The sequence below is a fragment of the Acinetobacter sp. BIGb0102 genome, from assembly GCF_003815055.1.
Lineage (GTDB): Bacteria > Pseudomonadota > Gammaproteobacteria > Pseudomonadales > Moraxellaceae > Acinetobacter > Acinetobacter vivianii.
Map to the genome: position 1 here is coordinate 147,347 of NZ_RKQE01000013.1, position 22,941 is coordinate 170,287.

Here is a 22,941-nt window from a genome sequence, read left to right on the forward strand (position 1 = left end):
ATCATAGTGAGTTCTCTGTGCCGATTGAATTTATTGCAACATCAAAGCTGCCGACTGCCTTTGGTGACTTCAATATTTCCGTGTTTCAAGATCCTGAAACGGGTGAGGAACATGTGGCGCTTTCTAAAGGGTTAGAAACTGCTCCCAATAAGCCTGTACTTGTGCGTATTCATTCAGAATGCTTGACTGGTGATGCTTTCGCTTCACTTAAATGTGATTGCGGCCCACAGCTACAAGCCACCCAACGCCTGATTAATGATGCAGGCCAAGGCGTAATTTTATATTTGCGTCAAGAAGGGCGTGGTATTGGTTTAACCAATAAAATCCGTGCTTATGCCTTGCAAGATCAAGGTCATGATACCGTTGATGCGAACCTGTTATTGAACTTGCCTGCTGATGCGCGTCGCTACGATATGTGCAGCATCATGCTCGATCATCTTCAAGTTAAAGAAGTGAAACTGGTCACAAATAATCCACTTAAATTAAAAGCATTGACTGATCTGGGTATTAATGTGGTTGAACGTGTCCCACTGACTGTCGGTCGCAACCCATTCAATGAACAATATTTAAAGACCAAACGTGAACGTATGGATCATCTTTATAAAAAAGATGACTTCTGACTTTAGAGTCATTTTTTTGCTTAGACAAGAGAGTTTATCAAAATGAAATTATTAAATATTTTCTTGGTGATAGGTCTCCTGCTACTAAATGGCTGTACTCAGGCAAAAGAGAATAAAGAGAATCCATCAAATGCTGGAATTATCAATCAATTGCATCAATTCCAGCAACAAGATCATTTTTTAACTGATGGCTATCTATATTCTGGCGTTCAAGATCCTCAATTAAAAAAGTTATTGAACCAAAAAGTAGCCGAGACAGCTGAAGCGTATATCCAACTTTATCAGCACTCTGCTCAACCAAGTAAACAACAACGACTTAAAATACTTTCTGACGGTATCCATCAAATTAATCCCGATTCACTAGGTACCAATGATAGAGAGCAAGTTGCTGGTACCTTTGAACATTTTCTAGATATTACTGGCTTGGAAAGTTCTGAAGGTATTTTAAATACTTGGTTATATAATGAAGAAATTAATGATCTTATCGAAAAGAACCGCTCGAAAGATCAAAGTAAAAACCCAAATTAACTGAACACTACTTTTCATCCTGAATCATGCAAATTTCATATAGGTTCAAAAATCCCTTACTTTTTTTATGGATTTATGTTTTGATATCAGTAATTCCTAGATCTTATCAAGAGGATCATCATGCAGCATCCAACTTCAGCTGATATTCAACGTGTTCGCGATTTTTTACTCGATCTACAGGCACGCATTTGTGCAGGACTAGAGCAACAGGAACGTGCAGGCGGTGGTACCGCTGAGTTTATCATTGATGATTGGCAACGAACCGAAGGCGGTGGCGGTCGCTCTCGTGTTTTGCAAAATGGTGAAGTGATTGAAAAAGGTGGGGTCATGTTCTCCCACATCAATATCAGTAAACTCCCCGCTTCAGCGACTGAACGTCATCCACAAATTGCGGGTGCAAAGGCACAAGCACTAGGCGTATCGTTGGTGATTCACCCGAAAAATCCGAATATCCCGACCTCTCATGCCAATGTCCGCCTATTTGTGGCTGAGCCTGAAGGACAGGATCCAGTGTGGTGGTTTGGTGGCGGTTTTGACTTAACCCCATTCTATCCAGATGATGAGGATGTGCTGAATTGGCATCAAAAAGCCCATGACCTGTGCCAGCCTTTTGGTGAACATGTTTATGCCGAACATAAACAATGGTGTGATGATTATTTCTATTTAAAACATCGTGATGAACAGCGTGGTGTAGGCGGCTTATTCTTCGATGATTTGAACCAGTGGGATTTCGAAACCTGTTTTAAATATATGCAGGCCGTCGGAAATGGTTATTTAGAAGCAATCTTGCCGATTTTTGAAAAGCATCGTGAGCAGCCTTATACCGAAGCTCAACGTGAGTTCCAGTTATATCGTCGTGGCCGCTATGTTGAATATAACTTGGTATATGACCGTGGTACGTTGTTCGGCCTACAGACTGGCGGGCGTATTGAATCGATCTTGGTGAGCTTGCCTAATCTGGCGGGCTGGTCATATCGTCCTGAATGGGATGCAGATTCGGCTGAAAAGCGACTCACTGATTATTATTTAAAACCACGAGACTGGCTGGGTTTAAATAAATAAAAGAAATGATTCATCCCTGACATATAGTTCAGGGATGAAATCTTTTAGGGAATCTTAAAATAAAAATATTGCGGTATTGGGGATGGGCCGCTGGATTAAATAAATACTCATTTTTAAAACAAGACCCAACATTTGCAACTCTAAAAATATCAAAGCATGTTCTTGTCCTGAAATCATGCCCTGTTTGAATGTTCAGGTGTAAATCAATATTGCAGCATCCCCCTCAACTTTATAAACTTTAGCGACCTCATAAGAAGATTCCCTCATGACCAAACAATTTGCTGTAATTGGAAATCCGATTGAACAATCACGCTCACCAGAGTTACACCATGCATTCGCAGCAAAAACTGGGGTCGACTTAAACTATAAAAAAATTCTTGCGCCATTGGATGGTTTTGAAAATACAGCCAAAGCATTTTTTGCCCAGAATGGTGTGGGGATGAATGTCACCGTACCCTTTAAAGAACAGGCCTTTGCGTTGTGTGATCAACTGACTGAACGTGCCAAGATTGCCAAAGCTGTGAATACGCTGTGGATGGAAGATGGCAAGCTCTACGGCGACAATACTGATGGTCAGGGTCTGGTTGCAGCGATTCAAGCACTAGGCTGGGAACTTAAAGATAGCCGTATTTTGATTTTAGGGGCTGGTGGTGCAACGCGTGGCGTGATCTATCCATTAGTACAGGCAGGCGCGAAGCAGATTGTGATTGCGAATCGTACCCTCGCCCGCGCGGAACAACTGGTTGAAGATTTAAAAGATGCTGTGCCACAAACTGAGCTTAAAGCGATTCGCCTAGAGCAACTTTCAGGTGAGTTTGATTTTGTGATTAATGCAACTTCAGCAAGTTTAACGGGAGATGCTTTACAGTTACCTGAAAGCTTAATTTTCCATCATGCTTATGAAATGGCCTATGGCAAACCTTCTAGTTTTCTGGATCAAGCCCAACAACGCCAAGTGCCTGCTACGGATGGTTTTGGCATGTTAGTGGGTCAAGCAATTGAAGCATTCTCCATCTGGAATGGGGTTAAACCTGAACTGAAAGATTTTTTATAATCGATTAAACATTAGATAGAAAAAGAGCCTGTATATTACAGGCTCTTTTTCTATGGTGGATTACTTAAGATTTAACATCTTCTGATAGACCTCTTTAAAGATGCCATAATCAATAAATTCATTATGTTCAATCTTTAAGGCTTTGATCGATTGCTCAGACAACTTATTTTTACGCGCATCGACATATACCTTCCCCAAGATATTTGCCGTTTGTTCGAGCCAGCGTTTTTCTTCACCTGACGCGCCATTCTCTTGTTCGAACTGGATTTGATATTGCTTGGCAAATAACTGCTGCGGCTGCTTATACTGCGCCTGTAGCTTTTTCCATGCCTGACGCTGTTGATCACCCTGCATTGCATCACTGACGATATGATGAACCGAACGTCCTAAACGATCATCAAACTGGTCTTCATATTCTAGATGATGTTTCTTTTGCAAAGCTTCAATCTTTTGCAGTGCTTTTCCTTCTGGATTATAAACCTCTTCATCGGCATACCAATAAGCATATACACTGGCAATTTCCTGCAACTCTTGGCTTGAGTAACGCTGCACGATGTGTGGCGCGCTTTCTGTCAACTTGGCAATGAACACTGCTTTATAGGTTGGCTCATAAGCACGTGTTGCATCATAACGCTGTTCCGCAATGACATTGAGCTGATCATCTAAAGATAGCGTATACGGCTCCGCTGAACGTTCCTGAATACCGGTCTGCCCCAACTTTTCAGAGAAGCTGTTCACGGCTTGCTCTAGCATTGAACCTTTGCTGGCTTCAGCCCATGTTTTCGCCTGTTTCAACTGAGCCTGATCAATCGGCGTGCCTTTACCATAATTGGAAATCAGCATATCTGCCTTGACATTAAAGCGTGATTTCAACTCAGGCAGACCATAATTTAAATCATAGTCAATCTTCACAGCACGCCCTTTGGCATCCAATCCGACATCCATAATAAATGGGTTACGTTTATCAACAGGCGGTAAAGCTTTCTCAATGTCCGCCTGATGTTTAAGCCAAAGTGTTTTAAATGCCTGATCATCAACAAACTGGTTTTGATCGTAAACCGTAAATTCTTTTTCAACAGCTTGTAACTTCTGGATATAAGTCAAGAAACCTGGTTCAACTGGCTGATCCGAAAAGACATCAATGCCATATACGCTCTGACAATACTGTACGTCACCATAAGTCGTGTTTTTGGTGTTTTGCAATGCCGAACATTGTTCTTCACTTAAACCACTTTGCGCCTCACCTTCTGAGGCAGTTGCTTCATCGGCTGCAGCGTCTGCCTGCTGCGAGGCTTCTTCTGGGGCTGCTACAGCGTCATTCGCTGCTTGACTCGCATCTGCACTTTCATCAGCATAATCTTCTTCGACATCCTCAACCCCAAAGTGCTGATTCACCAGACGGTATAACTGTTGGCTAACTAAGTTTGCATCATCTGCCGAATCTTTTGCTTCCAGTAATGATGCTTTAGATTTTGTCTCCTCTGCATTGGCAACTTCATCTGCAACCAGTTTTTCTAAATTCTGTGCGTTCAGATTTAAAACGCTTTGCATCAAATATTTTTCATTGACCTTGCTATATAAGTTCGCTTGTAAAATCAGTTCTTCAACCGAGGTTTTTAAACGAATTTTTTCTACGACTCCAGCCGCCTGATCCGCAGAGGAAATAGATAAGGCCTGAATATTATTTTGATCCGCAAGACGATAGTAAACCGCGCTCGACGCTTTGACATATTCAGCAAATTTCTTGTAATCCACTTGCTTAAAAGCATCTTGATATTTTGAAAAATCCAGATAGGCCAGATTGTTCTGGTTTTCTTTATTGACCAGATAAGGCATCAAGGCAAAGTAGTTGATGTAAAATTTATAATTATTCAGATCCAGCACCATTGGCACTTTGGCCTGTACCAGCAGCGTCGGCTTTTCATAACGCGCGGTCAGGTTAAATGATCCCATTTTCTGGCGATAATGCACTGAACCATCATATTCAAACTGCATTTCATTCAGGATATTGGTCATGACCTGAGTAAATTTGTCAGCCTTGGAACGACCAGAGCTTTTCTGTTCTTGCGCCAGTGCCGTATACAAGGCCTGCTTCTGTTTATTGTTTAAATTGACCTTCTGCTCTCGTAAGTATTGGTCAACTTTTTGCTTAAGCGCTGGATCTAAAGATGCAGGTTCAGCTTTTGCATTATTTTTACTCGGCTCCTGATCCACATGAATATTGAATTTCCCACGATAGTCATAGCTTGGATATTCATAGATGGCATTGAGGCTATTGACCGCCTTCTGCTCAAGGTTCGCCGAAGCTGGATTGGTTTTAATGACATGTTGAGAACATGCAGAAAGACTGAGACCCATTAAACATAAAGTTAAATATTTTAGACGCATAGCTTTACCAAACACCTTTATATCATTATATTTTCAAGTATAGAATTAAGTAATTTTCACGTTTAATATTAGTTTAGACACCAACAGAAAAGTGATTTTTCCATCTCCATCGAATCTAGACGATTCGCTTTTCTGACATTCTTTTCCCCAGTGATTATCAATGTATTTTTATCGCCATTGTGAATAATCAAAGTATCGAAACAGATAATCCAAAATGATTCAAATACAGGATTAAGATTATGCCAGCTTATAAAGCCCCGCTCCGTGATATTCGTTTCTTAATGAACGAAATGTTAGATTATCCAGCACATTACCAAACTTTGACAAGTGGTCAAAATGCGGATGCTGATACGGTTGATATGATTCTTGAAGGTGCGGCAGATTATTGCGAAAACGTACTTTCTCCGCTTAACCAGTCAGGTGATGAAGAAGGTTGTACGTTCAACAATGGTGAAGTGACGACACCTAAAGGCTTTAAAGAAGCGTATGACCAGTTTGTGATGGGTGGCTGGCAAGGTCTTTCTTATCCAGAAGAATTTGGTGGCCAAGGCTTGCCAATGTCTTTAAACCTGATCAAATCTGAAATGATGGGGACTGCCAACTGGTCTTTCACCATGTATCCAGGTTTAAGTACAGGTTGTATGAATACCATCATGCAGTTTGGTACAGACGAGCAAAAAAATACTTATATGCCTAAACTGGTTGAAGGCACTTGGTCAGGCACAATGTGCTTAACTGAGCCTCAATGTGGTACAGACTTAGGTCAGGTAAAAACCAAAGCAGAACCAAATGAAGACGGTACCTATAAAATTTCTGGTACTAAAATCTTCATCTCTGCGGGTGAACACGATTTAACAGAGAACATTATCCATATCGTATTGGCTCGCCTTCCAGATGCGCCTGCTGGTACACGTGGTATCTCTCTATTCATCGTGCCTAAATTCATCCCGACTGCGGATGGTGGCGTGGGTGAGCGTAATGCGGTGTCTTGTGGTTCTATCGAACACAAGATGGGTATCAAGGCTTCTGCAACAGCTGTGCTTAATTTTGACAATGCAACAGGCTACTTGATCGGTGAGATCAACAAAGGTTTACATGCGATGTTTACCTTTATGAATACAGCTCGTATTGGTACCGCAGTTCAAGGTATTGCACACGCTGAACTGTCTTTCCAAGGTGCTTTACCGTATGCCAAAGACCGTATGTCAATGCGTGCCCTTTCTGGCAAGAAAGAGCCTGAACGTGTAGGTGATGCGATTATTCACCATGCTGATGTTCGTCGTATGTTATTAACGCAAAAAGCAATTGCTGAAGGTGGTCGTTCAATGATCTACCATGCTGCAAAACTAGCGGACAAAATGACAGATGCACTGGAAAATGGTGATCAAGCGAAGTTTGAAGAGTATGACGACAAACTTGGTTTCTATACACCGATCTTAAAAGGTTTCTTGACTGAGATGGGTCTAGAAGCAGCCAACCACGGTATGCAGGTTTACGGCGGTCATGGCTATATCCGTGAATGGGGTATGGAACAAATCGTACGTGATGCCCGTATCTCAACGTTATATGAAGGGACAACAGGCATTCAGGCACTCGACTTGATTGGTCGTAAAGTGCTATTAAGCTCGAAAGGTAAAGTAGTTCGTGATTACACGGCTGAAATCCTGAAGTTCTGTGCAGCACACGCACGTAATAAATACTTACGTCGTTTTGCATGGGATTTAACCAAGCTTTGCGCGCAATGGAACACTTTAACGGTTCGTATCATGCTTGCTGCACGTAAAGACCGTGACATCGTTTCTTCAGCTTCGGTTGATTTCTTGATGTTCTCTGGTTATGTGATGATGGCTTACTTCTGGGCACAACAAGCCGTTATTGCCTCTGAGAAATTAGAAGCAGGCAACGGTATCGAAACACCTGAATTCTATAAAGCAAAAATCAAGGTTGCTGATTTCTACTTCGACCGTTTATTACCACGCGCTCAAGGCCATGCCGAGTCAATGGTAACAACGTCTCGTACCTTGACTTCACTTGCACCAGAACACTTCAGCTTCGATTACTAATCAAGGCTGTAAAAAAAGAGCGCTTCATGCGCTCTTTTTTGTTTTGCAAAAGATGCTCGTTTATTCCACTCTTTTGAAAACATAAGCCTGTTGGGGAAAAGGATATTCTTTAAAGAATTTGCGGTTATTGCCGTTCCCTTCATTCCACATCTTTTCCAGATTAAAAACCAGATCCTGATTTTGATTAATCTGATAATAAAGACTTAAATCTGCCGCATCACAACGCACCATGATTTCATTCAGTTCTTTATGGACGTGCCAGTGCACCTGCTTACAGGTTTGCTCAATCTTGGCAACGCTACGTGTTGGATCGGAACCGAGACGCCCAAAACTGGTATTGGTCCAGTACACGGAACCATCACTTAATAAATTCAGAATATATTCAGCTTCTTTTTCATTATTTACACAGCCAGCAAAAGGATCTGTACAGGGAATGCGGGCATGATAACGACCGACATAAATCAGATCGGCTTCTGAGGGCTGACTATGGTTCTGTTGACGTACCACTGGGTGTGGCAAAGTTGCTTGTCCAGCAACCTGATTGAGTGACATCGCTTCTGTATCAGAAGAAGCGCGCTCTTGTTCATCTGCGAGGACATGACTCGCCTCACGATCCGATTGCGTCTGGGGTTGTTGTCTTACAGGTTCTGGATGACGGCCATCACAAGCAATCAAACCTAAACTCAATAAGACTCCTACACTAACATGCTGTAAGAATAACCTGAACTGCATATCTATAAATCTCTAACATCAACATCGCTATCGCGTACTTTTCACTACATTCCCTAAAATTTTGCAAAATAAAATATAGGGTTCAATTGAGTGCTCGTCGATTGCCTAGAAAGGTAATCAAAACGGCCGCAACAAGATGGAAATAGCAAATTAAAAAGCAGTATGCTTTAAGTCGGTGCATTTTAGGCGATACTGTTGTTTTTTCCAGCAACCATTTACACAACTTAACTAATCTCTCATCTGTTTAAACTTTAAAAAAAATCAATTGCCCCTATTTCTTAAGTAACAGCAGCCATTCAATGAATATTTTACTTTTTGCTGCCGTTTCATGAATTTAAGGAGACAAACTCGATGACCAACTCTGGTTTATATCGCTCAAACCAACAAAGCATGATCGCTGGTGTAATGGGCGGTATTGCGGAACGATTTGGTTGGAATGCAAATTTATTACGCCTGATCTTTGTTGTGATCTCGATTATGAGTGCCGCCTTTCCAGGTATTTTGGTGTACCTCATTTTGTGGTTGGTCATTCCAAAACAGCAACAAGCTCGTGTTGACCATGTTCAAGGCTACAACCAGCCTGTGAAAACAATTTATGAAGACCAAGGCATAAAACGTTAATCCCTCTTTTACCTTTTTGGTCGCTACGGTTGAAATTACCCCTAATCCAACCGTAGCTTTTTTTATTTAAACCAATTTTCGGTTAAGCTGCTGTTGTAAGGCAGCGATCATATCTGCACGACTGATAATTCCCACCAAACGCTGATTCTCAACCACAGGAATATAGTTAAAAGACTTCTCTACAAAGTACGGCACTAAATCCTGAATTGGCTGTAACGGATCAACGGTCACCACTCTCCGACTCATAATCTGCCGCACAAAATGCTGCCATGAATTACGTGGATCGGTCGCGCCTTTAAACCATTCCACCACTTCGTATAAAGCCAGTGTTCCCACCAGATTTTCTTCTGCATTGACCACAGGCAAACTCATCAGATTAACCGCTTTGAATTTATCCAGTGCCTGATGAATATCATCATTTTCATGCAGTTTAATGACATCCCGACTCATAATATCCTGACAGACAAATGAGTTGACCAGACGCTCATTGGCATGCTCTTGTGCTTCTAAAATGATTTTTTCCAGATCATATTGGCTAATGTCCAATAGCTCGGTGTGATGCTCTAAAGCATATTCAATATCTTTCGGCTGGATCGAAACTTTCTGCGTTGGTGTTGGATCTTTAGATCGCTCATTCACATGTGCAGTTAAAGGATAATGGCGCCCAATCAAACGGTTAAATACCACCGCGAAAACTAATAATAAAATCGAGTTCAGAAGCACGGGATATAACACGAAATGGAAACCCAGCCGATGTACCGCTTCTCCCCCTAACACGGCAGTAATCGCCACTGCACCACTTGGCGGATGGAGCGAGTCTGTGGTCATCATCATAAAAATTGCGAATCCGACCGCCACACTAAAAGCGCTCGTCAAGTCGGGCAAAAATTGAGTACAGGCAACGCCGATTAAACCCGCTAAGGTATTACCAACCACCACATTCCACGGTTGCGCTAAGGGACTATTGGGCACGGCAAATAGCAGTACCGAAGAAGCGCCCATGGGTGCAATGTACCACGCGTTCATGCCACCCAAGACGTACCAGCTAATGAGTGAAGAAATCGCCAAGCCACATAAAGCGCCGACACCTGAAAGCATCCTCTCCCTCAAAGGCAGGACTTTATAGTTAGGTTTGAGAAAATTTAGCCAGTCTGATTGGGTAGAGCTCACAATGCACCTTGCTGGAATAGTGTTGTTTTATTCGAGGCAGAAGTATACGCCTAAATCCCAACTAAGATGTATTTAATCTATATCTTTATGACATGAGCAAATCTGATAACCTAAAATTCTCTTGTCATTTTGAACAGATTTGTGCCTTCTACAAGAAGCATTTCTATTTTTACTACCATGTCATATTCGGGATGGGGATATGGATAAAACCGACCTATTTACACTATTAATTTGTGTGCTTGCAGCCGTATTACATGGCCTGAGTGGTTTCGGTTTCCCCATGATCAGCACCGCTGCTCTTTCACTGGTTTACCCATTATCAACTGCCGTGGCGATGGTCATTATTCCTTGCATTCTCATGAACTTGAGTATGTTAAAAACGGCACAGCAAAACTCATTTATTAAAACACTAAAGGACTACTTAACAAGATACTGGTTATTGATTGGGGCAAGTCTCATTGGAAGTTTGATCGGGGTAAACCTACTGATCAAAGTCCCTGAAGGCTATTTAAAAATCATGTTGGGCATCGTCATGCTGTTGTATGTGATAGACCAGTTTCGCCACAAACCATTGCAAATTTCCGCCTCACTACAAAACATGCTACTGTTTGGCCTACTGGCGGGTATTGTCGGTGGCGCAACCAATGCCATGGCGCCTTTTCTGATGATGTATCTATTAAGTACCCGTCATCAAAAAAATGAAATCGTCATCATTAGTAATTTAAGTTTTCTTGCCAGTAAGCTGGTTCAACTCTTGTTACTTTATCCAAGTCTGCTTAATTTTGATCAAGCGCAAATATGGCTTCTGGCTATCGTGACAATAGTTTCTCTTATCTTTGTCTATTTAGGAGCAAAAATCAGAAATCGACTTTCCCAACAGAAGTTTAAATACATCATTTTTATTATTTTAACAGTGCTTGGTCTCAATGCACTTTGGCAGGGATTTCTGCTGCTTTAAAACACTCAGATTCTATTATTCTTTTTTTCTTAACTGGTCAAAGCGTTTTCAACAGGACTCTATAACGCTTGAATAAGGATATTTTTATGAATGTACCTCATTTAGAGACCCCGACCAATGCAATGCCCAAAGGCCTGCTTAAAGGCTGGGTGATTATTATCATTGCAACTTTATTATCTTTAAGTCTCTATCAAGTTCTACCTTATGATGAAAATGCCAATAAAGGTTTAAGCCTTTTATTATTTATTGCAATTTTATGGCTAACAGAAGCAATTCATATCACAATTACGGCTCTCTTGATTCCCGTATTGGCTGTACTGATCGGAATGCCTTCCGAAAGCAAAGGCGAACTGGTTCCTATTAGTACGAGTAAAGCCCTAAGTACATTTGCCGACCCAATTATCTTTCTGTTTTTCGGTGGTTTTGCTTTAGCAACAGCCCTACACATCCAGAAGCTTGACCGTAAAATCGCAATGTGGATTATTTCCATGTCTCGAGGACATTTAGGCATTTCAGTCCTGACTATTTTTCTTGTGACCGCCATCCTGTCCATGTGGATTTCCAATACTGCAACAGCAGCAATGATGCTACCTCTAGCATTAGGATTGCTTTCACATTTAGATGTAGCTAAAGAGCGTAAAACCTTTGTATTTATCTTACTTGGGATCGCCTACTCTGCCAGTATTGGCGGTTTAGGTACTTTGGTCGGCTCTCCACCAAATGCGATTGCAGCGAAAGCACTGGACTACGACTTTACCGACTGGATGAGAATCGGTTTACCTATGATGCTGCTGATCTTGCCGGCTATGTTAGTCAGCCTGTATTTGGTATTACGCCCAAAGCTGAATCATAAAGTTGAGTTTAAAACCGAGCATATTCCATGGACGAAAATGCGTATTGCCACCATGTTGTTATTTATCGGTACGGCACTGGCCTGGATTTTTAGTAAAAGTCTGAGTGAAAGCTTCGGGATCAGCCAACCAGATACTTGGGTGGCACTGAGCGCAGCCTGCCTCGTTGTCATATTAGGAACTGCGACATGGAAAGATATTGCGGATAATACCGATTGGGGTGTGTTGATGTTATTTGGTGGAGGTTTAACCTTAAGTGCAGTGCTCAAAGATTCAGGTACATCTTTAGTGCTAGGTCAAACTTTGGCAAATGCATTTGGTGATGCCTCTCCTTTGCTGATTATCATTATTGTTGCAGCCTTTATTATTTTCCTGACTGAATTTACCAGCAATACAGCGTCTGCGGCCCTACTTGTGCCTGTCTTTGCAGCGATTGCGGATCAAATGGGAATGCCTAAAGAAATTCTAGTCATCGTGATTGGTATCGGTGCTTCATGTGCCTTCATGCTTCCGGTTGCAACACCTCCGAATGCAATTGTATTTGGTACAGGTTTTGTCCAACAAAGTGAAATGATGAAAGTTGGTTTTATCCTGAATATTTTATGTATTGCACTCGTTTCCAGCTTTGTTTATTTATTCTTTATCTAATATTGAAAAAGCGCTTCGGCGCTTTTTTATTAAGCCCCAATAAATGGATGGACTATCTAAACATATTTTTCATTGAGATAACGCCAATAACGTTTCGGCAAATATTGCACATGTAATTTGATATTTTGTCGTTCTTTAATATTGATACTATTGAAATAATCCTTCCATAACTGGTCGTATAACGCCTCCTGCTCATCCAGCTCTAACTGGAAGCTTTGACTAAAGCCCGTTTCGATATTACGGTCAACCTCTTTCACATCCATCGAAACTTCATGAATCTCATGCAAGTCATAATACAGCCCATATTGACGTTTCTCATCATAAATCAGCCAGCGTTGATCCTGATAACGGCGTTTAAAATGCGGTTGAATCAAAGGCAACACATTAAAATCAGGCCGTACCAGACTGAGAAATAGCCCATCTGTCGTTTTCTTAAAGCGAATAAACGCCTCCATCCGATGCTTTTCACGTCCGACTTTTTTAGTCCATTGCGAAATCGCTAACACACTTGGATGTAAATAGTCCTTTTCCACAGAAAGCTGCTGCTGGAACACATAAACACAGTAATGAAATAAATGCTGATATGCCTCAAGCGATTCAGATAAAGACGTAAAATAAAATTGCCTTAACGCCGATTGCGACAGCTTTTGTTGCAGGCCTGACCAGACTCGTTGCGCATGCTGCTCATGCGTCGGCACCTCAATAAGACTGGCAAATAAACCATGCTGTGTTTGATTTTCCAGACACAGTTGCACCTCAAATTCTTTGAACTGAAAGGCTCGAAAAACACAACTCAGTAACCCTGCCATTGAGCCATCAAAGCAATACGCCACGGGTGCATTCAACACGGCTAAAATCCCAAACTGAGTTGTGGTGATAATTGTTGCACGTACTTTGATGAACCTTGCGTCAAAATTTGCTGGCGAATGTAATTTGGAGACAGTTCTTTCTGAAAACGCGGACTATCTTCACAACGAATAAAAAATTTCGCCCGCGAATAGGCCACACCGAGCTGTTTCAGTAAATCAATATGGATCTTGCCAAAGCGACGGGCCTGTACAATTTTCTTGGCTGATTTCACCCCGATGCCGGGCACACGCAACACCATCTGATAATCGGCACGATTTAAATCCACGGGGAATTGCTCAGGATGACGTAAAGCCCAGCTCAGTTTCGGATCAATATCCAAATCCAGATGCGGAAAGCGTTCATCCACAATTTCATTGACCTGAAAGCCATAGAAACGCATCAACCAGTCACTTTGATAAAGCCGATTTTCACGTAATAACGGCGGTGCCGAACCCACTGCGGGCAAATAATTATTTTCGGTATTGATCGGGATATAGCCTGAGAAATACACCCGTTTGAGTTTAAATTCTTTATAGTGCCGATCCGCCATTAACAACACATCCTGATCGGTTTCCTGATGTGCACCTACCACCATTTGTGTGGTTTGCCCCGCTGGTACATATTTGGGGACGTGCTTGATCACCTGACGTTCATCTTTCAACTGAATCAGACGATCTCGAACTAAACCCAAATCTTTTTGTACTTCCTGATGCGACTTTTCAGGGGCAAAAGTTTTCAGTCCGACTTCTGTCGGCATTTCCAGATTAATGCTCATTCGGTCAGCATACAATCCAGCTTCATGAATCAGTTCTGGTGAAGCCCCCGGAATGGTTTTGAGATGAATATAACCATTAAAGTTTTCTTCAAGACGCAGTTTTTTAACGACCTGTAGCATGCGCTCCATGGTGTAGTCTGCGGACTTGAAAATACCTGAACTGAGAAATAGCCCTTCAATATAATTACGACGATAAAAATTAATGGTCAGGTCAACCACTTCCTGTACCGTAAAGGCCGCACGTTTCACATCATTCGAACGGCGTGATACGCAATAAGCGCAATCAAAAATACAGACATTACTGAACAGTATCTTCAGCAAAGATACACAGCGTCCGTCTTCGGTATAGCTATGACAAATCCCCGAATGACTGGCATTCCCTAGCCCCTTATCTTTATTTTTACGGTCACTGCCGCTAGAGGAACAGGACACGTCATATTTGGCAGCGTCCGCAAGAATCTGGAGTTTTTCACGAATGCGATCAGACATTTCAAACGACCTGAAGAAACAGAAAATATCGTTTAAAAATTAGCATTTCAAAGTTGTGAAATTAAGTACCCAAAAGATGTAATACGTCATGAGGTGACGCCTAAATATTCAAAATCTTCTTTCAAAATTGTACCACGGTGCACAATTTCGCCATTTCAATTGTGTATATTCAATCCCTCGGCTTTTTGTCATTTCAACTATTTTAGAAATATGTTCTTCTGAGCAATTAGCTCCGAATACAATACCTTTCAATGAATTTAGATAGTTAAATAATGGCTCTTTATCAACATCTCCACCTATTAAAACCCAACGGTATTCTTGCTCTTGTTCCCAATCTAATAACTTTTCAAAAAAAAGCCTATCTTTATAGGTTTCTGAATGACATAAAGCGTACTCTTTCATATCTGAATTGACACTTTCCAAAAAATCTACATTTATCATGTATGCAGAGTCTCTTTCTCCAATAAATCTATCAATATAATTAATATTCTGAGCAAAATAACTAAACTTAGAAAACTCGTTATGAAATGCTTGACCCAGTAGGTCATTATCAAAAACCAAACAAACCCCTGTATGATTAGCAGCATATTGAGCCCACATTCTTGAGCGCCCATATCCTCGGTTCAATAAATCATTTAGATGGTTACCCGTTAAAACTTTATCTTTAGAAAAACATATCACATATGTTGAAGATTTAATTTCTCTATTTAGCTCATCAGATAGCGTCCATAAGTTATAAGCACTAAGATCCAAATTATGATTTGTTCCAATTTCAAATAACCAATTTTTAGACTCTTTAGGATCATTGGTATTTTGAAAGGAGCTAACCTTAAGCGTATTACTTTGTAAAATATAATTGATTGCTGTATCAGCTCGCGTGTAATGATATAAATATTTTTTAGAGTCCCTATTAAAAATCATCTAGTTATCCAATTTTTTCAAATTCCAACTTCATTGAAGCAATATAACATGCATTAACCACTTTCTTCCCTTTGCCACTCCTCCCCAAAATCCTTATACTTAACCACAATTTTTGTTTGATTCCAGTGGATGCACCATGAGTCGTGCTATATCGCATATTGACACATTTCAGGGCTTGATTCTTGCCCTACAAAACTATTGGGCGGAGCAAGGCTGCGTCGTATTACAACCATATGATATGGAAATGGGCGCAGGGACATTCCACACTGCAACCTTCTTACGTGCTTTAGGGCCAGAAACCTGGAACGCGGCTTACGTTCAACCTTCACGTCGCCCGAAAGACGGTCGTTATGGCGAGAACCCAAACCGTTTACAACACTACTATCAGTTCCAAGTGGTGCTTAAGCCAAACCCGGATAATATCCAGCAGCTTTATCTCGATTCATTAAAAGCAATCGGCATTGATACGCTGACACACGACATTCGTTTCGTGGAAGATAACTGGGAATCTCCAACACTTGGCGCTTGGGGCTTAGGTTGGGAAGTCTGGTTAAATGGTATGGAAGTGACTCAGTTCACTTACTTCCAGCAAGTGGGTGGTATTGAATGTTACCCAGTCACAGGTGAGATCACTTACGGCTTAGAACGTCTGGCAATGTACCTGCAAGGTGTAGACTCAGTTTACGATCTGGTTTGGACCAAAGGTCAATTCGGTACAGTAACTTACGGTGATGTATTCCATCAAAACGAAGTTGAGCAATCAACCTATAACTTCGAATATGCACCAGTCGATAAAATGTTTGAATTATTCGACTTCTATGAAGCCGAAGCCTCTCGTTTAATCGAAGCTGAATTGCCACTTCCAGCCTACGAACAAGTGATCAAAGCATCACATTGCTTTAACTTGCTCGATGCACGTGGTGCGATTTCTGTGACTGAACGTCAACGTTATATTTTACGTGTTCGTACTTTGGCGCGTTCAATTGCACAAAGTTATGTGGCTGCCCGTGCCAAACTTGGTTTCCCAATGGCAGAACCACATTTGCGTGATGAAGTATTGGCTCAACTCAAAGCACAAGTTGAGGCAGAAGCAGCCCAAGCTGAAAAAGCGAAGGAGAATAAATAATGACGAAGCATACAGTTTTATTCGAACTTGGCTGTGAAGAACTTCCACCGAAAAGCTTAAAAACCTTACGTGATGCACTCAAAGCAGAAACTGAAAAAGGCTTAAAAGATGCAGGCTTAAATTTCGCCGCTATCGAAGCCTATGCTGCACCACGTCGTTTAGCATTGAAAATTGTTGATATCGATGCGGCTCAAGCAGATACACAAAAACGTTTTGACGGCCCTGCTGTACAAGCTGCCTATGATGCTGAAGGCAAACCGACCAAAGCACTGGAAGGCTTTATGCGCGGTCAAGGCATTACAGTTGATCAGCTTTCAACTTTCCAAGCAGGTAAAGTTGAAAAAGTATGCTTCCTGAAAGATGTCAAAGGTCAAAGCCTTGACGTTTTACTACCGCAAATTTTACAGGCTGCATTGGATAACTTACCAATCGCAAAACGTATGCGTTCAGCGGCAAGCCGTACTGAATTCGTGCGTCCAGTAAAATGGGTCGTGTTACTAAAAGATGCTCAAGTCATTGATGCAACCATTCAAGATCATAAAACAGGTAATGTGACGTATGGTCACCGTTTCCATGCACCTGAAGCTGTGACTTTGGCGCATGCAAATGACTACTTGGCAACCTTAGAAAAAGCGTATGTCGTTGCTGATTTTGAAAAGCGTCAAACCACGATTCAAGCACAAGTGAAGACATTGGCAGATGAAGTCAATGCGACTGCAATTGTACCAGCAGACTTACTTGATGAAGTGACTAGCTTGGTTGAATGGCCTGTGGCTTTACGTGCAACTTTCGAAGAGCGTTATTTGGCTGTTCCGCAAGAAGCCTTGATTACCACCATGCAGGATAACCAGAAGTATTTCTGTTTAATCAATGCCGAAGGTAAATTACAGCCTTACTTCATTACCGTTTCAAATATTGAGTCGAAAGATCCGACTCAAATTATTGAAGGAAATGAGAAAGTTGTACGTCCTCGTTTGTCTGATGCCGAATTCTTCTTCTTACAAGACCAAAAGCAACCGCTTGCGTCTCGTAAAGACAAATTAGCCAACATGGTCTTTCAGGCACAGTTGGGTACGCTTTGGAATAAATCTGAACGTATTGCGAAACTGGCTGTGGCATTGTCACCAATTACAGGTGCAAATGCAGCTGATGCAGAAAAAGCAGCATTATTGGCTAAATGCGACTTAACCTCTGAGCTTGTGGGTGAATTCCCAGAACTTCAAGGGATCGCAGGCACTTACTATGCTCGCCTTGAAGGTGAGAATCATGAAGTTGCTGAAGCGTTAGGTGAGCAGTATTTACCTAAGTTTGCAGGCGATGTATTGCCGCAAACCAATACAGGTACAACCATTGCCCTTGCGGATCGTTTAGATACATTGGTCGGTATTTTCGGTATTGGTCAAGCACCAACAGGTTCGAAAGATCCATTTGCATTGCGTCGTTCTGCAATCGGTATCTTGCGTTTAATCATTGAAAATGAGTTAGACATTACCATTGAAGAATTGGTGAACTTTGCATTGCAAGGTTATGGCGACATCATCAAAGATCATGACAAGACACGTACCGATGCAGTTGCTTTCCTTGAAGGCCGTTACCGTGCCAAGTATGAAGATCAAGGCGTTGCAGTTGATGTGATTCAGGCGGTTCAAGCGCTTGCGCCAAAATCTCCACTGGATTTTGACAAGCGTGTGAATGCGGTCAATCATTTCCGTACCTTACCAGAAGCGGCTGCATTGGCTGCGGCAAATAAACGTGTTGCTAATATTCTTGCTAAAGAAGCAACGCCTGAAGGTGCTGTGGTTGAAGCGAATCTGGTAGAAGCTGCTGAAAAAGCACTTTATGCAGAACTTCAAGCATTGACGCCTGTGGTTCAACCATTGCTTGCTACACGTAACTATACAGAAGCCTTATCTAAGCTCGCTGCGCTTCGTGCACCAATCGATGCCTTCTTTGAAGGTGTAATGGTGATGGCAGATAATGCAGAGTTAAAAGCTAACCGTTTACGTTTACTCGCTCAACTACGTGATTTATTCACGGCAATTGCGGATGTAAGTGTGTTGCAGGGTTAAGTAGCTATAACACTTGATCTTTTAAATAAACCCCGCTATATATTTAGTGGGGTTTTTTATTATAAATTATTATGAAAGTATTTCTTAGTTACGCGAAAGAAGATAAAGATTTTATCCTAGAATGCTATGAAGAATTAAAGAGAAAAAATTTTGATCCTTGGATGGATGAACATGACCTATTGCCTGGACAAGCATGGGATGAATGTTTAAAAGCAAATATGAAAGACACTGATATAGTATTAATATTCATGTCGTCTGATAGTGTATCTAAAATTGGATATGTACAACGTGAATGGAAATACTTTATTGATAAACGTAAAGAATTTCCAGAAAACTTTATCTATCTTATTCCTATTCAATTAGATACATGTACAGTACCTCAATTTATTTCATCTGAAATTCAATTTATAAATATTTATAGAGATCTGACGGGCAAAGCTTGGAGTAAAGTACTTCGCTCGCTAGAATTAGCCGCACAGCAAAGGAATATTGATCAAATCAATAAAGATATAACGAAGCCCAAAGTAGAATTAAGAGAAATTTCCGAAAAGCTTGAATCTCTAAATGGATATGAATTTAACAGTAGCTATCCTGTTGTTAAATCAGCAAATGATAGTTTCAAAGAAACGAATGAACTTATTTATGCCGAAGTATTAACTAAATTATCGTTATTAAGAAGCAGATGTTTTGAAAAACCTCTTGATATTGAAAGACCAGATAATTTACCCACTTATCAAGATATATTTGATGTATCGCTAAGTGGAGATATCGGCTACATAAGATCAAATTTTATTAGTCTAGTTTTTACCCATTATGCTTATACAGGTGGTGCTCACGGCAACCATTGTTTTTCATGCCATCATTATTTCATAAAAGATAATAAATCAATATTAGTTAATCCCTTACAAATTTTTAATGAAGATTTACTCAAAATATATAAAAGATTATTGTGTAAACGATTTAATAGCCCAAATATCCTATCGCGCTGAAAGTGATGATATAAATGAAGAATGGATTAAAGATGGATGTGAAGCTATCGACTCAACCAATATTTTAATTAAAGAAAATCGTCTAGAAATTTATTTCGCACCTTACTCCGTTACAGCCTATGCATTTGGAGATTTTATTGTTGATATACCTTTTTATCGTTTAACTAAATTTTTTAATAAAGAAAAAGACAATCTTTTTTCATTAATTCAAATAGATGAATCTTAAAAAATACGTCATAAATGCATTTCATCTAAACATAATTACAAAATTTTGTATCATCCCCACTCTTTTCTTCTACCGAACGATAAGATATAAAATCTCGATTGCGACACTATCGCTGAAAGGACAGAAAAGATGATGAATAAAGTACAACTCTTATGTTTAACCACTGCACTCGCGGCCTCGTCTTCTCTCTGGGCAGCAGATACAGCAAACACCACAACAACTGTGTCGAATGCAGAACCTGAAAAAGCGATGCCTTATGGCGACAACCCAAGTATCGGTCGTGTATTACTTTATAAAACAGGTAAAGGCATGCAGAATTTAGGCAACTCTATTCAAGGTGCATCTGAAAACACATCTCAAAAGATCAGTGAAAGATGGCAAGACACTAAGAAATATACTGAAGAACAATCTGAAGTTGTTCAAACACAAGCAGAGAAAGCCAAACAATTTACGGCTAAAAAATGGCAAGACACTAAAGATGCAGTCGTCGGGACCAATGAAGGAAATGTTCCAATTGAGCGTGCTGGACTCAGTCAACCTTCATCGAATTAATCAAAAAAACCTCTAGCTAAACTAGAGGTTTTGTCTATCTTGCTTTAGCTTAAACAGGCTCGGTCTGTGGCTCGACCTGACGATCAATCAGGTATTCATTTAAATTAAAATGACTGAGTTGCTGGCGCATCTTAAACGTCGTCCACGGCCATACCGTACTATTGCGTCCATTACGATCAATGAAATAACTCTGACAACCACCTTTATTCCAGACCGTGGTTTTTAAAGCGTTTTGCACACGTTGATTAAACTGAGCCATCCGCACAGGATCAGGCTCAATGGTTTGAATATTTTGCTGAATCGCCTGTTTGAGCGCATCAATAATATAGGCGAGTTGCGCTTCGATAATAATAAATGCCGAAGAACTCACCGCAATATTTGGCCCAAACATCAAAAATCCATTTGGACAGTCAGCCACCATCGTTCCCATATAACCTTCTGGACTGCCCTGCCAAACCTCTGACATGCTTTGACCATGACGGTTAAAGACGCGTTGGGCAATTGGTGGTTCAGCCACTTCAAAACCTGTCCCGAGAATAATGACATCTGCCTCTACGCTGCGACCATCACTGGCAAATAATCGATTGCCTTTAACTTCACTTAGACCAGCAGCCACCACTTCAACATTCGGTTGTGCCAAAGCAGGATACCATTCATTGGACTGGAGAATACGCTTGCAACCAATCACATAATTCGGCGTGACTTTACGGCGTAATTCAGCATCTTTAATTCCCTGTTTAATGTGAAATTCAGCAATACGTTGTACTTGCTGCATCGCTGCATTACTTTGCAACCCGCCATTCAGCGTCTCAAAAATGCCGTATACCGAACCGCGCATCAGAGATTGGGCCACAGGTAGATATTTAAAAACTGTCTGGATTGGACGAGGCAAAGGCATATCCGACTTCGGCAAAACCCAGTGTGGTGTTCGTTGAAAGACAGTCAGTTGCTTTACCAAAGGTTGAATCTGGGGAATAAACTGAATGGCAGATGCGCCTGTACCTATCACAGCCACGCGTTTCCCAGTTAAATCCAGATCATGCCGCCAACGCGAAGAATGGAAAATTTCCCCTTTAAAGTCTTTTAATCCGTTCACATCAGGAATGACAGGCTCATGCATCGGGCCACATGCCATAATCGCAAACTGTGCATGAAACTCGCCTTGATTGGTACGCACAATCCAGCATTGTTGTTGATCTGACCAGCTTGCTGCCAATGCCTCATGCTGAAAATAGACATGCGGCAGTACCTGATATTTCTGTGCGGTATTTTGCAAATATTGTTTGATTTCAGCCTGTCCAGCGAACACTCGACTCCACGAAGGATTCGGTTCAAAAGAATAGGAATATAACGCCGAAGGCACATCACAGGCACAACCGGGATAGGTATTTTCACGCCATACGCCACCCAGCTCATCCGCTTTCTCAAGCAAGATAAAATCATGAATGCCTGCTTCTTTCAGTTTGATCGCGGCCCCTAATCCCGCAAAACCACCACCAATGACGATGACCCGATGAAACGGTATAGCCTTCGATTTCATATTCATGCGCTCTTTTCCCTCTTTTTATATCGACAACACTATGGCATTAACCCACAGCATGTTCATTATCAAGACAGGTCTTTTATCAGGTCATTTCTGACACAATTTGCTAAGCAGCATTACTATTGGATTTATTTAAAAAAATAAGCTTAAAATTTACAGTGTTATCTCAAAACATGCATTGAACTTCACGCCCCTAGGCCACACACTAAAATGATAATTTCATAGGACTGGAATTTTGCCCATGATGCATCGCCCATTTAAAATTATTTTTATTTCGATATTTGGTGGAATGAGTTTCACAGCTTGCTCCACTTTTCAGACTCCGAATCCAAGTTCAGCGCAAAGTCTGGAACAGGTTAAAAATATTGGTGCTTCTCCAACAACAGAAGGCAATATTGCGAAACTGATGAAACAGGACAAAAATTGCGTTATTGAATTCACTGGATATTTCGATGGTGGGCAAGCGATAGAGCACTGGACCTTTAACCATTCAGGATTAATTTCAGCGAGTTCATCGACCCAACATACCACGCTTGTTTCAGCCAACACCTCAACAGCTTTTGACATTGATGATCCTGCTGTACAAGCAAATTTCAAGAAACTGCAAAGTAATTTCAGTGCGAATAATCTGGCACAGTGTCATTAATTCCATAAAAAACTCGTTACACTGGTGACTACGAGCTGTAACGAGTGAGGGCTTTTAAACG

21 protein-coding genes are annotated in these 22,941 nt (G+C 41.1%); 14 read left to right on the forward strand and 7 right to left on the reverse strand.

All coding sequences use genetic code 11. The features are described 5' to 3' along the window. The first annotated feature begins 17 nt into the window (after positions 1-17). From ribA to aroE, 4 genes are all read left to right on the forward strand, one after another. Complete coding sequence (gene ribA / locus EC846_RS11985; protein WP_004775924.1) at positions 18-620, forward strand: GTP cyclohydrolase II; 603 nt, start codon at positions 18-20, stop codon at positions 618-620. A 42-nt stretch (positions 621-662) separates the two neighbouring features. Then, on the forward strand, positions 663-1,148 hold the full coding sequence (locus EC846_RS11990) for a DUF4844 domain-containing protein (RefSeq protein WP_123775283.1): 486 nt from the start codon (positions 663-665) through the stop codon (positions 1,146-1,148). Positions 1,149-1,268: 120 nt separating this feature from the next. Further along, a complete protein-coding gene (gene hemF / locus EC846_RS11995) occupies positions 1,269-2,210 on the forward strand; it encodes an oxygen-dependent coproporphyrinogen oxidase (RefSeq protein ID WP_123775284.1) in 942 nt (313 codons plus the stop codon). A gap of 265 nt (positions 2,211-2,475) precedes the next feature. After that, positions 2,476-3,264: a shikimate dehydrogenase gene (gene aroE / locus EC846_RS12000; RefSeq protein ID WP_005259856.1), complete on the forward strand. Its 789-nt coding sequence runs from the start codon at positions 2,476-2,478 to the stop codon at positions 3,262-3,264. Between the two features lie 60 nt (positions 3,265-3,324). On the opposite strand, the gene EC846_RS12005 is transcribed toward aroE, so the two are convergent. Then, positions 3,325-5,652, reverse strand: a complete 2,328-nt coding sequence (locus EC846_RS12005) for a hypothetical protein (RefSeq protein WP_123775285.1) — start codon at positions 5,650-5,652, stop codon at positions 3,325-3,327. A gap of 239 nt (positions 5,653-5,891) precedes the next feature. Between EC846_RS12005 and EC846_RS12010 the strand changes: the two genes are divergently transcribed. Beyond that, positions 5,892-7,715 (forward strand): acyl-CoA dehydrogenase C-terminal domain-containing protein, encoded by a 1,824-nt coding sequence (locus EC846_RS12010; RefSeq protein WP_123775286.1) that lies wholly within the window; start codon positions 5,892-5,894, stop codon positions 7,713-7,715. A gap of 60 nt (positions 7,716-7,775) precedes the next feature. On the opposite strand, the gene EC846_RS12015 is transcribed toward EC846_RS12010, so the two are convergent. After that, positions 7,776-8,447, reverse strand: a complete 672-nt coding sequence (locus EC846_RS12015; RefSeq protein ID WP_123775287.1) for a hypothetical protein — start codon at positions 8,445-8,447, stop codon at positions 7,776-7,778. Positions 8,448-8,798: 351 nt separating this feature from the next. Between EC846_RS12015 and EC846_RS12020 the strand changes: the two genes are divergently transcribed. Then, a complete protein-coding gene (locus EC846_RS12020) occupies positions 8,799-9,068 on the forward strand; it encodes a PspC domain-containing protein (protein WP_123775288.1) in 270 nt (89 codons plus the stop codon). A gap of 66 nt (positions 9,069-9,134) precedes the next feature. On the opposite strand, the gene EC846_RS12025 is transcribed toward EC846_RS12020, so the two are convergent. Beyond that, the gene (locus EC846_RS12025) at positions 9,135-10,238 is read right to left on the reverse strand and encodes an HPP family protein (protein WP_032811132.1); all 1,104 of its coding nucleotides are present in this window, start codon (positions 10,236-10,238) and stop codon (positions 9,135-9,137) included. 199 nt (positions 10,239-10,437) lie between these two features. On the opposite strand from EC846_RS12025, the gene EC846_RS12030 reads away from it, so the two are divergent. Beyond that, on the forward strand, positions 10,438-11,196 hold the full coding sequence (locus tag EC846_RS12030; RefSeq protein ID WP_123775289.1) for a sulfite exporter TauE/SafE family protein: 759 nt from the start codon (positions 10,438-10,440) through the stop codon (positions 11,194-11,196). Between the two features lie 86 nt (positions 11,197-11,282). Then, positions 11,283-12,695 carry a DASS family sodium-coupled anion symporter gene (locus EC846_RS12035; protein WP_123775290.1) on the forward strand — a complete coding sequence of 471 codons (1,413 nt, stop codon included), beginning with the start codon at positions 11,283-11,285 and terminating at the stop codon, positions 12,693-12,695. Positions 12,696-12,751: 56 nt separating this feature from the next. Here EC846_RS12035 and EC846_RS12040 read toward each other — a convergent pair whose 3' ends face one another. The 3 genes from EC846_RS12040 to EC846_RS12050 all read right to left on the reverse strand — a co-directional run bounded on the left by EC846_RS12040 (position 12,752) and on the right by EC846_RS12050 (position 15,729). Next, positions 12,752-13,543 carry a TIGR03915 family putative DNA repair protein gene (locus tag EC846_RS12040; protein ID WP_123775291.1) on the reverse strand — a complete coding sequence of 264 codons (792 nt, stop codon included), beginning with the start codon at positions 13,541-13,543 and terminating at the stop codon, positions 12,752-12,754. A 2-nt stretch (positions 13,544-13,545) separates the two neighbouring features. Continuing rightward, positions 13,546-14,808 (reverse strand): putative DNA modification/repair radical SAM protein, encoded by a 1,263-nt coding sequence (locus tag EC846_RS12045; RefSeq protein WP_062846609.1) that lies wholly within the window; start codon positions 14,806-14,808, stop codon positions 13,546-13,548. Positions 14,809-14,916: 108 nt separating this feature from the next. After that, the gene (locus tag EC846_RS12050; RefSeq protein WP_123775292.1) at positions 14,917-15,729 is read right to left on the reverse strand and encodes a DUF2971 domain-containing protein; all 813 of its coding nucleotides are present in this window, start codon (positions 15,727-15,729) and stop codon (positions 14,917-14,919) included. Positions 15,730-15,865: 136 nt separating this feature from the next. Between EC846_RS12050 and glyQ the strand changes: the two genes are divergently transcribed. The 5 genes from glyQ to EC846_RS12075 all read left to right on the forward strand — a co-directional run bounded on the left by glyQ (position 15,866) and on the right by EC846_RS12075 (position 20,691). Next, positions 15,866-16,855 (forward strand): glycine--tRNA ligase subunit alpha, encoded by a 990-nt coding sequence (glyQ, locus tag EC846_RS12055; RefSeq protein ID WP_004775941.1) that lies wholly within the window; start codon positions 15,866-15,868, stop codon positions 16,853-16,855. Then, the gene (glyS, locus tag EC846_RS12060; protein ID WP_123775293.1) at positions 16,855-18,924 is read left to right on the forward strand and encodes a glycine--tRNA ligase subunit beta; all 2,070 of its coding nucleotides are present in this window, start codon (positions 16,855-16,857) and stop codon (positions 18,922-18,924) included. Before glyQ ends, glyS begins: the two co-directional genes overlap by 1 nt. 71 nt (positions 18,925-18,995) lie before the next feature. Next, the gene (locus EC846_RS12065; protein ID WP_123775294.1) at positions 18,996-19,913 is read left to right on the forward strand and encodes a TIR domain-containing protein; all 918 of its coding nucleotides are present in this window, start codon (positions 18,996-18,998) and stop codon (positions 19,911-19,913) included. Continuing rightward, complete coding sequence (locus EC846_RS18620) at positions 19,840-20,139, forward strand: RsiV family protein (RefSeq protein ID WP_123775295.1); 300 nt, start codon at positions 19,840-19,842, stop codon at positions 20,137-20,139. Before EC846_RS12065 ends, EC846_RS18620 begins: the two co-directional genes overlap by 74 nt. A gap of 129 nt (positions 20,140-20,268) precedes the next feature. Next, positions 20,269-20,691: a hypothetical protein gene (locus tag EC846_RS12075; RefSeq protein WP_069578230.1), complete on the forward strand. Its 423-nt coding sequence runs from the start codon at positions 20,269-20,271 to the stop codon at positions 20,689-20,691. A 49-nt stretch (positions 20,692-20,740) separates the two neighbouring features. On the opposite strand, the gene EC846_RS12080 is transcribed toward EC846_RS12075, so the two are convergent. Continuing rightward, positions 20,741-22,237, reverse strand: a complete 1,497-nt coding sequence (locus EC846_RS12080; RefSeq protein ID WP_123775296.1) for a flavin-containing monooxygenase — start codon at positions 22,235-22,237, stop codon at positions 20,741-20,743. 238 nt (positions 22,238-22,475) lie between these two features. On the opposite strand from EC846_RS12080, the gene EC846_RS12085 reads away from it, so the two are divergent. Continuing rightward, the gene (locus EC846_RS12085; protein ID WP_004775950.1) at positions 22,476-22,880 is read left to right on the forward strand and encodes a hypothetical protein; all 405 of its coding nucleotides are present in this window, start codon (positions 22,476-22,478) and stop codon (positions 22,878-22,880) included. Positions 22,881-22,941: the final 61 nt, after the last annotated feature.